This window comes from Actinokineospora baliensis, assembly GCF_016907695.1.
Classification (GTDB): Bacteria; Actinomycetota; Actinomycetes; order Mycobacteriales; family Pseudonocardiaceae; genus Actinokineospora; species Actinokineospora baliensis.
Map to the genome: position 1 here is coordinate 5,070,641 of NZ_JAFBCK010000001.1, position 11,922 is coordinate 5,082,562.

Genomic DNA, 11,922 nt, shown 5'->3' on the forward strand with positions numbered 1-11,922 from the left:
TCCTAAGAGGAGCAACACGATGACGCTGGCCCACACGATCCAGGGTGAAGGACCCGTAGTCGACAGGATCGCGGCTGACCGCGACGGGCTAAGAGCGAAGCTGGTCGAGCACGGCGCACTACTGCTGCGCGGCTTCGAGATCGGCGGCGCAGACGGCCTCGCTGACGCGGTGCGTGCGTTCTCAGGGGAACCGCTCACCTACACCGAGCAGTCCTCTCCGCGCGACGTGATCAAGGGAAAGGTCTACACATCGACCTCTTACCCCGCGCAGGCCGAGATCCCCCTACACACCGAGATGTCCTACCAAGCGGTCTGGCCGCTGACGCTGTTCTTCCACTGCGTCGAACCGCCTCTTACCGAGGGTGCCACACCGCTTGCCTCTATCCGCGAGGTCTACGAGCGCATAGACCCGGATGTGCGGGCCGAGTTCGAGCAGCGCCGTTGGATGGTGGTGCGCAACTACGGCGAAGACGTCGGCCTACGCTGGTGGACCGCGTTCGGCACGGAGGACCGCGCGCAGGTCGAGAAGCAGTGCGCTGCGGGTGGGCTCACCGCCGAGTGGGTGGGGTCCGACGGCCTACGCACTAGAGCGGTGCGCGACGCGGTCCACCACCACCCCGTCACGGGGCTGCCGGTGTGGTTCAACCACATCGTCATCTTCCATGAGAGCAGCCTGCCCGCCGAGGTCCGCGAAGGCATCGCCGAGATCTATGGGCCTGACGGGTTCCCCAACAACTCGTACTACGGCGACGGCAGCGTCATCCCCGACGACGTAGTGGCCCACCTGCGCCAGTGCTACCGGGCCGCGTCGACCCGGTTCGACTACCAGCGCGACGATCTGTTGGTAGTGGACAACATGTCAGCCGCGCACGGGCGGGAGCCGTTCACCGGTCCGCGCAAGATCGCTGTAGCCATGGCGGAATCGTCCGCGTGAAGGGGAGTTGCTAGCCTTGCCCGGTAACACCGCGCAGAGCGACGAGGGGCCACTTGTGCAAGAAAGGCGTCCTCGCAGCGTAAGTGTGCGCCTCTTAGGGTTGATCGGTGCTCTTGTTGCGCTCGCGGCGGTGTGTGTGTTGAGCATGGTCGTCGGGGCCGAGAACATCGACGTGGGAACCGCGTGGCGCCTACTGTGGCACGACGACGGCAGCGAGATCGCCTACATCGTCCGCGAGTTGCGGTTCCCACGCACAGTCATCGGCCTGTTCGTCGGTGTCGCCCTCGGTCTCGCCGGCGCTCTCATGCAGGCGCTGACGCGGAACCCGTTGGCCGACCCCGGCCTGCTCGGCGTGGAGATCGGTGCCTCTACCGCGGTGGTGGTCGCGATCTCCGTCTTCGGCATCACCGCGCCCAGCGGCTACGTGTGGTTCGCGCTGCTGGGCGCGGCGGCCGCCTCCATCGCCGTCTACGCACTAGGCGCCGCGGGCCGCGCCGCCACCCCGGACCGCATGGTCCTCGCCGGGGCGGCCCTCACCGCGGCCCTCAACGCCATCGTCGGCATCATCCTGGTGGTCGACGCCGCGACCTTCGACCGGTTCCGTTTCTGGGTCATCGGCTCCCTCGCGGGCCGCGGCGTGGACGTGTTCCTGGAGGTCGCCCCGTTCATCGGAGCGGGCGTACTGGTCGCCCTCTGCCTCGGCCGCCCCCTCAACGCCCTCGCGCTAGGCGACGAAACCGGCCAAGCCCTCGGCGTCCGCGTCAACCAAGTCCGCCTCACCGGCGCGATAGCCGTAACCCTCCTGTGCGGCGCAGCCACAGCCGCCATCGGCCCTGTTGTGTTCGTCGGCCTAGCGGTCCCACACATCGCCCGGCTCATCACCGGCCCCGACCACCGCTGGGTCCTGCCCTATGCGGCAGTCCTCGCAGGCATCCTCCTGGTCGGCTCTGACGTCCTAGGCAGAGTGCTTGGCGCCCCAGGCGAACTACAAGTAGGAATCGTCACCGCGTTGTTGGGAGCTCCTGTCTTCATCGCCCTAGCCCGTCGCCGCCGAATGGCCCACCTATGAACGCCCTCGTGATGCGAGTGGGCCCGTTGTCGGTGCGGCTGCACCGTCGGCCGCTGCTCGTTGGTGCTGTCCTGTTTGTGGCGTTGGTGGTCGCGGCTGCCCTGAGCCTCACCACCGGCGACTACCCGGCGACCGTGTCCGACATCCTGCGGACCCTGTTCGGCCAAGGCCCCCCTGGCCTGGAACTCGTGCTGAACCGCTTCCGCCTGCCCCGACTCCTCGTCGCCATCGGCGTAGGTGCCGCGCTGGGCGCCGCAGGTGCGATCTTCCAGAGCGTGTCCCGCAACCCCCTGGGCAGCCCCGACGTCATCGGCTTCACCACCGGGTCCGCCACTGGCGCCATCCTCGTCCTCCTGATCTACCGCGACGCCCAGATCAGCGTCGCCGCAGGCGCTGTCGTCGGCGGCCTGGTCTCCGCGGTCGCCGTCTACCTCCTCGCCTACCGCCGAGGCGTCCAAGGCTTCCGCCTGGTCCTGGTAGGCATCGGCATCAGCTCAATCCTCGCCGCCGTCAACTCGTACATGCTCAGCCGCGCCTCCATCCAGGAAGCCCGCCTGGCCCAACTGTGGCAACTAGGCAGCCTCAACGGCCGCACCTGGCAACAGGTCACCCCCCTCTGGACCTCTCTAGCCGTACTGCTCCCCCTGACCCTGCTCCTCTCCCGCCGCATGCCCATCCTCGCCATGGGCGACCCCACCGCGGCCGCCTTAGGCATCCCCCCAGAACGAACCCGCCTATCCCTAATCCTCACCGGCGTAGCCCTAACCGCCGTAGCCACCGCAGCGGCAGGCCCCATCAGCTTCATAGCCCTAGCCGCCCCCCAAATCGCGGCCCGCCTAACCCGCTCCCCAACCCCCGGCATCCTCCCCGCCACCCTCACCGGCGCCGTGCTGCTGGTAACAGCAGACCTAGCAGCCCAACGCTTGATCCCCTCCCTCCAACTCCCCGTAGGCCTAACCACCGGCGCCACCGGCGGCGCCTACCTCATCTGGCTCCTGGCCACACAGCTGCGCAAGTCCTCTACTTAAAGGGATCTTCATCTGGCGACGGAGTCAGGAGCGGCGCCACCTGTGGTGGCACACCTTGGGCGAAGCGGGTTTCCTCGAACTTGATCAGGGGCATTATCGGGCCAAGGCGAAATCTATCCGGCAATCCCAACTTGGCAGGCCACGGGTCGTCAGAGAAGCGAGAATTATCAAAGTTTACTCGGCCAGCGAACGAGGCCTTCGTGAAGTCAACTACGCCCGACCAGCCTTTACCCGTGAACCGTACTTGCTGAAAGTTCGCCTCGCGACAGAAGTTGGCACTTCTGAACGAAACTTTCCCCCCGAACCTGGTCGCGTCAAACCATGCCATTGCGTTGAAGGTGGCGTCGTTGAACCAGGCGTGGCTGGCGAATGTGGCCCTGTAGAACAGGGCGGCGCCAATGAATCTGGTGGCGCGAAAGTCGACGAACCCATCGAACGTGACCCCGAAGAAAGTCGACGTGCCAATGAAAGTAGCGCCACCGAAGCGGGCGCTACGGACGTGGCAGTGGTCCATGTCGAAGCCGTTCAAGGTGGCGTCGGTCAGGTCGAGATCGATGTTGGGCCAGAACGTGCGGTTGGTGCGACGCAGGTGTCGGGTCAGGATGCGTTGAGCAGTGAGCCGCACCTCGCGTTCCTGCCGTTGCTCCTGCTCGACTTCGCGTGGACTGGTGGCCGACAGTGGTGCAGCGGGCCGGGTCCTCGCTGGTCGTAGTGGTGCGCGAAGGCCTGAGAGCCTGCGACTACCGGCTTTGTCGGGTGGTGGGGTGAAGGGTGCGCGGAGGTACGCGCAGAGCACATCGACGACGGTTTGGCGGTGGCTGGGGTTGTCCTGCGCTACCCGCTCCAAGGCGTACAGGGCTCCATGCCGTACTGCAGCTTTGTCCGAGCCGAGTTGTTCAACTGCCTTGACGTACAGCTCCGTCAAGCGCCGTTCACCGGCGTCGTGCTCGGTGGACCACTGCCGCCGCCAGGCCAGGACCAGGGTCATCACCGCGCCGGTTCCCGCGCCGATGGCCAAGGCGGTGCGGATCATCTCCAACCGCCCTGTGGACGTCGACACGTCCAACACGCGCGAGAGCACCATCACCGCAGCCACTGCCGCGGCCACGACTGGCACCACGATCACCACCACTGGCCGCCACCAACCCGGACCGCGCCGCGAGTTCGCCACCCGAAGATCATCGCGCAACGCGGACTAGTGCGGTCGCGGGGTGGGCCGAAGGGGCCCACCCCGCGTCGTTGTCAGCGGATGAGGAGTTGGATGAGTTGGCCGATCACGAACAGGACCACCGTCAAGGCGTTGGACGATCGGCGGTCGCGGCGTCTGGGGTTGATGCGCTGCTTGGGCATGGGGTACTCCCTCTCGAACCGGTGGGCGGCGTGGCTATTGCGCGAACACGGTTCGACTAGCTGAAGGGTCTGCTCAGGCCCTCGCCCGGGAGCGGGCTTCAACGTGACATTCACCGAGTATCCCGTCGGCGGATCGGTTGGTACAGCGGATTTCTCGGCACGGACTACGGGGAGATGGTGATGCGCAGGCCGAGTTCGAAGACCACGTCGTCGGGGGGTGGGGTGTTGGTGGCGGCGATGACCACGGGGAGTCGGTAGGCGTGGACGAGGTCGTTGATCATGCCTGCCAGGCGGAAGCGGGTGGGGTGGGGGAGGGTGTCGAAGTCGTCCAGGAGGAGGGCTATCGCGCGGGTGGTCAGCCAGTGGCGGGCGGTTTCGGGGGTGGTGTTGAACTCCGCGGCGGCCTGGGTGGCGAGCCAGGTCAGGAGGGGGCGTTGGCCTGGGGGTTCGGTCCAGGTAGCGGCGGAGAGCAGGAGGGGGGTGGGGTGGGTGAGGGTGGCCGCGAGGTGGTGCAGGACGGTGGTGCGGCCGGAGTTCGGGGGGCCGACGATGGCGAGGGAGCCGTGTTGGGCCAGGAGGTCGGGGATGTCCTCCGACGAGACCCCGCCCTCCTTGGTCCACAGTGGAGTGTGGAAGTCCGGCGGGGCGGGAGTGGTTCGGGGCGGTGGGAGGTCGGGGCTCGCGGTCGCGGGGCCGTCGGCTGGGTCGGTGGCGGCGAAGTGGTCTCGGACCTCTGGGGTGGCGAACAGCTTGCCGCGCATGATGTCCCGGTCCTGGGCTTGGCGGCGGAAGCGGCGTCGGCGCCTGGGCAGGAGGCCGAACCAGCGGTGCTCGGCGATGACGATCCTCTCGTTGAGAGGATCCAGGACGATGCCGATGGCGATGGCCAGAGCGGGCACCGCGAACGTGCCGCACACCGCACCGACCAGGACCCAGGGCGTGATCTGGTGGGTTCCGGGCGGTGCGACGGTGAGGACGCAGACCGCCAGCCCGGTCATCGCGGCGGCGAGCAGCAGGGTCGCTCGTCGCACTGGGCCGGGTCGCCGGATCGATGACCACCGGCTTCGGCCGTAGCCCGCGTTGGACGTGACCAGATCGCTGATGACCGCGGCGGCCAGTGTCGTGAGCAGGCCGACAGCGGCGCCGACCGCGAGTTCTCGCGCCACCTCCGGTCGCCACGCGGCAGCCGCCAAACCGGTCCCCACCAGCAGGTTGACGAGTTTGCCGACGGCGGTCGCCCGCATCAGGGCACCCACACACGCCGCGAAGGCGACCGCGGACAGGATCCAGGCGGCAGCCGAGCCCGGTGTCGACTCGATGATCCACCGGTTCGCCGCGGCGAGCCCCGTGCCCGCGAGCGCGCCGACCGCGACCGGTGCGATCACCTCGACCACGCGCATCCACGCGGGCCGCTGCGGTAGGTCGATCACGTAGCCGAACTGGGCCACACCTATCAGGAGCGCCATGGTCGCGGCGGGCAGCGCCAACACCGCCGTCGCGATGCCCACGGCCGATCCGAACAGGGTGACCGCCTGCCAGACAACGCCGACCACGACAAGGGTGGCGATCACGAGGGGCAGTGCCGTCCGACCTATCGCCGCACGGACCGCTCTGTGCTGCGCCCACAGGTCGCGCGGGACTCGGCCAGGGGAGTCCCCGTCGCGCTGCGCGCGGGCGATGTAGGAGAGGTAGCGCGCGGTTCGGGGCGTGATCCACGGGTCGTCCGGGTCGAACCGACTCGGCTCCACGGCAGTGGGGACGTCCACCTCAGGCGGCTCGGGGTCCGGCTCTGGTTGGGGTTGCGGTTCTTCGGCGGCCCGGGTGCTGGAGACCAGGCCACCGGAGCGGTCGAAGCGGGTCACCGACAGGTGCGGCAACTCGGGGGCCTTCGGCGTGGTCGACACCAGCACCACGGGGGTGCCGGGCGCGTTCGCCACGATGACCCCGATCAGCGTGTTGAAGATCAAGTCCAGGTTGGGTTCGCGCTGCTCGACCGCGACCACCACCCTGCCGTCGTGCAGCCAGCGGACGGCGTCGAGCGGATCCACCCCGTAGCGCCGCCTCCACTGGCCCGTGAACTGGGCCAGGCCCGGGTCCCACACCGCGAACGGGTCTTCCTTGTCGGCCTTGAGTTCGGCCACGGTGAGCACGGCCCGGAGCGGGAGCACGGTACCGCGGTCGAGCAGGGCGGCGGTCAGTCCACTCAGGACCTCGGAGGGGAAGCCCGTGAGCAAGACGACCTCGTCCGCGGCGGCGTCGATCGCGGCGAGCGCCGTCGCGGTGTCCTCGGCCGGGCGGACACCGTCGATGGCTCGGACCCGGCGTGCGGCCTCCGCCCAGCGGGACTCGGCCTCGGCCCGCGCCGTCGCTCCCAGCGGCGGGAGCCCGTTCGCGGGATTGATCGCCGCTAGGTGCTCGGTGAACAACAGGTGCGGGAAGGTGTGGGTAGCCCCGCCGCGGAGCAGGCCGTGGCTCGCCGCCTCCCGCAAGAAGCGTCGAGTGCGCCACGGCAGGAGCCCGGTGCACAACGCCGTGATCCGGTACACGAACCGCCAGAACCCGCCGGCCTGCACTACCGCCAGCAGGAACCCCATCGGAACGCCGATCGCGAGGCCGCAGAACACGCCGAGCGTGGTCGACCACGTGTCGTCGCCGCCGGGGACGAAGACCAGGGCGCCCAGCCCCACCGCCCAGGCGAGGGCGATCTGCGTCGGGACGCCGGTGAGCGGACGGGCCGCGTCGGGGGCCCTGCTGGAGCTGTCCGGTGTGAGCGCGGTGATCAGGAACCCGGTCGCCGCACCGGCGCCGAAACCCGCGGTCCACGACGGCGACAGCTCGCGCAGGGCGAGCACCTGCGCGGCGACCGCACCGGCGGTGCCGACGAGGAGCGACCAGCGGACCCAGCGGCGGTCGCCGGCGAGCAACGCGGCGAAACCCCCGATGACCGAGGTGGCCACCGCGGGGAACAGCCACGGCTCGGCCGCGCCACCCAGAGCCGCCAGCGCTCGGCCCACCAGGTACGGCAACAGACCGACCAGCGCGCCGAGCACGAGGCAGATCGCCGCGCCACCGAGTTGCCCGCGCAGGGAGCGCGGGGCCTCGAGGGTGGTCGAGGGAATCCGGCCGGTCGTGATGGAGACCAAGATCGCTGCCACCACACCCAGCGCCGACAGGGGGACCAAGACCGCGAAGAACCCGCCCGCGGCCACCGCGGGGTACATCCCCGTGACGAAGGTGCCCGCCAGCAGGTACGGGTGGAAGAGGTGGTGGAATCCGGCGATGACCTCGTCGGGCATCCGCGCGTCGCGCTGGCGGTGGGCGGTGGCCAGGTCGACTTGGGCGCCGCCGAGGCTGCGTGCGATTCTCGCCAGGGTCGCGAGGTAGCGGACCGTGCGGACGGGGTCGCGGCGGGTGCGCCACCGGCCGAGGAGTTCGGCGAGGTAGCCGTCGAGCAGCAGCCGCCGGGTCTGCTCCACGGTGGTGTCGGGCGCGTCGCGCAGGGCCACTGTCGCCACGCTGAGCCACAGCGGGGTGGTGACCAGGTCCCACAGGTCCTCGTGCCGGTCGAGCACGGCCCGCAGCCCCTGCGCCGCCGGGTCGGCGGCGATGTGCCGTTCGACCTGGTCGCGGGTCAGCGGCGCGATCGAGACGGTCTGGTCGACGCGCAGACCGCCGGGGTACCCGTCGGCGCGGCTGGTGAGCGCGATCGGCGGCTGGGGGCTCTCGTCCAGCATGAGGTTGATCGACCGCACGCACCGCCGCCGGTGCTCCGCGGGCACTTCGTCGAGCCCGTCCAGCAGGAGCACGATCCCGCGTTGGGACAGCCACGCCGACGTCACCGCCTCGGGGATCCGGTAGAGGTCCCGCACCCTGCGCGGCAGCCACCTGGCGAGGCTCTCCACGGGCGCTGGCTCCTCAGCCCGCTTCAGCAGGGACCGCAGCCGTGACCAGCGCTGTCTGGCGGGCCGCCACGCGGCGAGCGAGACGAAGACCGGCACCGGTTCGTCCGGGTCGGCCTCGGCCTTCGCGAGCAGCTCCGACCCCAACCTGAGCAGCGAAGTCGTCTTGCCCGCGCCCGCCGCCCCGAGCACCACCAACGACTCGCCCTCGTCGAACGCCTCACCGATAGACCGGTCACCCACGTCGAGCCGAACGGGCAGGTCGGCCAGGACCCCCATGAGCTGCTGGTCCACCTGCGTCCGCACCCGCGCCAACGCCCGCCGCCGATCCCGAGCCGACGCCGCGCCGCCGTCGGTCCGGGATCGCCGCTGGTCCCCGAACCACAGGGCCAACTGGACCGACGCCAACCCGACACCCGCGGCCACCAGCCAAGGCCATGCCTGCGGCCCGTCCCCGGTCGCGATGTTGGTCAACACCCCCACGACGACCGTGAGCACCGACCCCACGACAACTGCGGCCCCACCCCGCCGCCACGCCCCTGGCTCCCGCCCACCCGCCACGCCCAAAGATCGCACACGGGATGGCCTGTTTCCAGCCGAGTTAGTGGCGCGGCCCAGAAGGTTGACAGGGTCTCGACCTGCCCACGACGTCCCTGGCTGCGTTGCCGAAACGACCGAGTACGCCCAGTACGAGGCCGTTCCGGCGCCTTGCCAGGAACGCCGTGGACAGGCCGATACCCCACCAACCCTCTGGGTCGCGCCACTAGCCTCGGACCATGGTGTTCGATCCCGTCCGGTTCGACCTGCAGGGGTTTGCCGGGTTTGAGATGGAGCGGTATGTGCGGCGGACGTTCTGCAGTTGGGAGGAGGTGGGGTGGCGGTCGTTGATGGTGCAGCGGTTCGAGCACGTTCCGGTGGTCGAGGGGATGGTGTTGCCGGGGACGGCGGCGTTGCACGTAGTGGTTCCGGTGTCGGGGCGGGCGGAGATGGTGACCCGGTCCGGCGGGCGGGGGGTGCGGCAGTCGTGGGTGCCTGGTAGGCCGTTGTTGAGTGTGCCGGGGGAGTCGAGTGTTCGGGGGTATCGCGGCACCGGGAGGCTGGTGAGCGTTCAGGTGCACATCCCGCGCGACACCGTCGACGCGGTCGCGGCGCGGTTGGGCGGAGTTGTGGATTACGAAGCCATGGCGGCTGCCGTTGTCGATGACCGGGTGGTCGCGGAGACGGCCCGAGCCCTCGCTGATCCGGGCGCGGCGAATGATCTCTATGCCGAGTCCGCCGCCGCTTTCCTGGCTACGCACCTGCTCACCCGGCACCGCCCTCAGCGCGCGATCCCGGTCAGGGAGGACACCCGGGTGCGTGCGGTCATCGCGGTCATGCGCGAACGGCTGGCCGACCCGATCACGCTGGCGGACCTCGGTGATCACGTGCACCTGTCGGTCTTCCACCTGGTCCGGGTGTTCCGGGCCGCGACGGGGGAGACACCGCACCGGTACCTGACCCGGTTGCGGATCGAGGAGGCGAGGCGGCTCCTGCGCGACACCGATCTCGCGTTGGCCCAGATCGCCACGCGGTGCGGGTTCGCGAGTCCTGGTGCGCTGTCGACGGCCTTCGTGCGGCACGTCGGCGTTAGGCCGTCGGTGTACCGCAACTTCTGACCGGTGCACCGCTATCGCGCGCATGGGTTCCGCGACACCGCCGCCCTAGCGTTCGGCTCATGAGCTCCTACGACGTCACCGCCGAGTCGACCGCGCCACCCGCGGCGGTCTGGGCGCTGCTGCTCGACACCACGACATGGCCGACGTGGTCGCGGGTCGACGAAGCGCGAGCCGACGGTTCGCTGCGCACCTTCCGCACCGGCAAGGTGATCACCGAAGAGCGCGTGACAACCCTCGACCCCGAACGCCGGTTCGCCTACGAGGGCATCGTGAACCCGCACCTCACCAACTACCAAGCGGCCGTCGAACTGACCGAACTCCCCACCGGCGGCACCCGGATCCGCTGGCACGGCACGTACCAGACGAGGTGGTGGATGAGCTGGTTCCTGCCGCTGTACCTGCGGCGGTTCATGCTCACCATGGCGACCGGGCTCGCCGAGCACGCGGCTAAGATCACCTGACGGAACCCGTAGGCTCCAGGAGGTCACGTGCCTGATCTCACCCCGGCGGACGCGGCGACCTGGTTCGCCCACGCGGGCATGCCCCTGCCCGAAGACCGCCACGCCGAAGTCGCCGCCCTGGCGTCACGCATGAACGACCTGGCCGCCGGGTTGCGCGAACTCGACCTCGGTGACGTCGAGCCGTACCGGCCAGGAGGTGCGGATGCTGCCCGCTGACCTGACCCTCACGGCCGCCGCGCGCGCCATCCGCGACCGCGAGCTGTCCCCGGTCGAGCTGGTCGATTCCGTGCTGGCCCGCGTCGCGGAAGTCGAGCCCCGCCTTGGCGCGTACGTGACGGTCACCGCTGATCGTGCCCGCGCGGCGGCGGTCCGAGCCGCGGGTGAGATCGCTTCGGGTGGGTATCGCGGGCCGCTGCACGGGATCCCGTACGCGATGAAGGACCTCATCGACATCGCCGGTCTGCCCACGACGGCCAGCTCCCGGGTACGGGCGGATCATGTTGCCACTGCTGACAGCGTGGTCGCCCAGCGCTTGGACTCGGCGGGCACGGCACTGGTGGGCAAGACCCACACGCACGAGTTCGCTTACGGCCTGGTCACACCGCAAACCGCCAACGCGGTCGACCCCGGCCGCATCGCGGGCGGGTCCAGTGGCGGCTCCGCGGTCGCTGTGGCTGCGGGCGCGGCGACCTTCGCGTTGGGCACCGACACGGGCGGTTCGATCCGCGTTCCCGCGGCGCTCAACGGCGTCGTCGGCCTCAAACCGACCTACGACCTCGTGCCCCGGGACGGCGTAGTGCCGCTGTCCTGGTCGTTGGACCACGTCGGCCCGATCACCCGCACAGTGGCGGACGCGGCACTTGTCCTGCCCGCCCTCAGCGGCCGCCCGGAACCTACCCTGACCCCCAACGTCACCGGTCTGCGCATCGGCATCCCCCGAAACCACTACTTCGACCGTGTCCACCCCGAGGTCGCCGCCGCCGTCCACACGGCTCTGACCCATCTGGAATCCCTCGGCGCCCACCTGATCGACGTCGAGATCCCCATGGCGCGGTACGTCCTGCCGATCAACTGGGCGATCATGGGGCCTGAGGCCACCGCGTACCACGAACCCACCCTGCGCGGCACGCCCGAGCTGTACACGCCGGAGATCCACGTGCTCCTGGAGGCGGGGCTGCTCCTGCCGGTCACCGACTACATCCGCGCCCAACGCGCCCAAACCCTCATGCGCCAGAAGTGGCTTGAGGTCTTGGAAACGGTCGACATCGTTGCCGCCCCCACCACGCCGGTGACAGCCATCCCGGTGGACCAACAGGACGTCACCTGGCCTGATGGCGTCACCGAAACCGTGTCAGTGACTTACGTCCGCTTGTCGTCACCCGCGAACATCACCGGCCTCCCGGCGTTGTCGGTACCGGTCGGACTGGACGGCGCCGGGTTGCCGATCGGGATGCAGCTGATCGGACGGCCCTTCGCGGAATCCGTTGTCCTGGGCGCCGGACACGTCTACGAACTGTCCGTTTAGG

9 protein-coding genes are annotated in these 11,922 nt (G+C 69.6%); 7 read left to right on the plus strand and 2 right to left on the minus strand.

All coding sequences use genetic code 11. The features are described from left to right. The first annotated feature begins 19 nt into the window (after positions 1-19). From JOD54_RS23065 to JOD54_RS23075, 3 genes are all read left to right on the plus strand, one after another. Positions 20-934 (plus strand): TauD/TfdA family dioxygenase, encoded by a 915-nt coding sequence (locus tag JOD54_RS23065; RefSeq protein WP_204453038.1) that lies wholly within the window; start codon positions 20-22, stop codon positions 932-934. 145 nt (positions 935-1,079) lie between these two features. Further along, a complete protein-coding gene (locus tag JOD54_RS23070; RefSeq protein WP_204456487.1) occupies positions 1,080-2,003 on the plus strand; it encodes a FecCD family ABC transporter permease in 924 nt (307 codons plus the stop codon). Positions 2,004-2,014: 11 nt separating this feature from the next. After that, positions 2,015-3,031, plus strand: a complete 1,017-nt coding sequence (locus JOD54_RS23075; RefSeq protein WP_239575001.1) for a FecCD family ABC transporter permease — start codon at positions 2,015-2,017, stop codon at positions 3,029-3,031. Here the strand turns inward: JOD54_RS23075 and JOD54_RS23080 are convergent. Then, positions 3,024-4,163: a pentapeptide repeat-containing protein gene (locus JOD54_RS23080; RefSeq protein ID WP_204453042.1), complete on the minus strand. Its 1,140-nt coding sequence runs from the start codon at positions 4,161-4,163 to the stop codon at positions 3,024-3,026. The genes JOD54_RS23075 and JOD54_RS23080 overlap by 8 nt on opposite strands. 382 nt (positions 4,164-4,545) lie before the next feature. Beyond that, on the minus strand, positions 4,546-8,778 hold the full coding sequence (locus tag JOD54_RS23085) for an NACHT domain-containing protein (RefSeq protein ID WP_204453044.1): 4,233 nt from the start codon (positions 8,776-8,778) through the stop codon (positions 4,546-4,548). Between the two features lie 278 nt (positions 8,779-9,056). On the opposite strand from JOD54_RS23085, the gene JOD54_RS23090 reads away from it, so the two are divergent. Genes JOD54_RS23090 through JOD54_RS23105 form a run of 4 tightly spaced genes read left to right on the plus strand, consistent with a single transcriptional unit; the run spans position 9,057 to position 11,921 of the window. Then, the gene (locus JOD54_RS23090; RefSeq protein WP_204453046.1) at positions 9,057-9,935 is read left to right on the plus strand and encodes a helix-turn-helix domain-containing protein; all 879 of its coding nucleotides are present in this window, start codon (positions 9,057-9,059) and stop codon (positions 9,933-9,935) included. 59 nt (positions 9,936-9,994) lie between these two features. Next, positions 9,995-10,396: an SRPBCC family protein gene (locus JOD54_RS23095; RefSeq protein WP_204453048.1), complete on the plus strand. Its 402-nt coding sequence runs from the start codon at positions 9,995-9,997 to the stop codon at positions 10,394-10,396. Positions 10,397-10,423: 27 nt separating this feature from the next. After that, a complete protein-coding gene (locus JOD54_RS23100; protein ID WP_204453050.1) occupies positions 10,424-10,612 on the plus strand; it encodes a hypothetical protein in 189 nt (62 codons plus the stop codon). Next, positions 10,599-11,921, plus strand: a complete 1,323-nt coding sequence (locus JOD54_RS23105) for an amidase (RefSeq protein WP_204453053.1) — start codon at positions 10,599-10,601, stop codon at positions 11,919-11,921. Before JOD54_RS23100 ends, JOD54_RS23105 begins: the two co-directional genes overlap by 14 nt. Position 11,922: the final 1 nt, after the last annotated feature.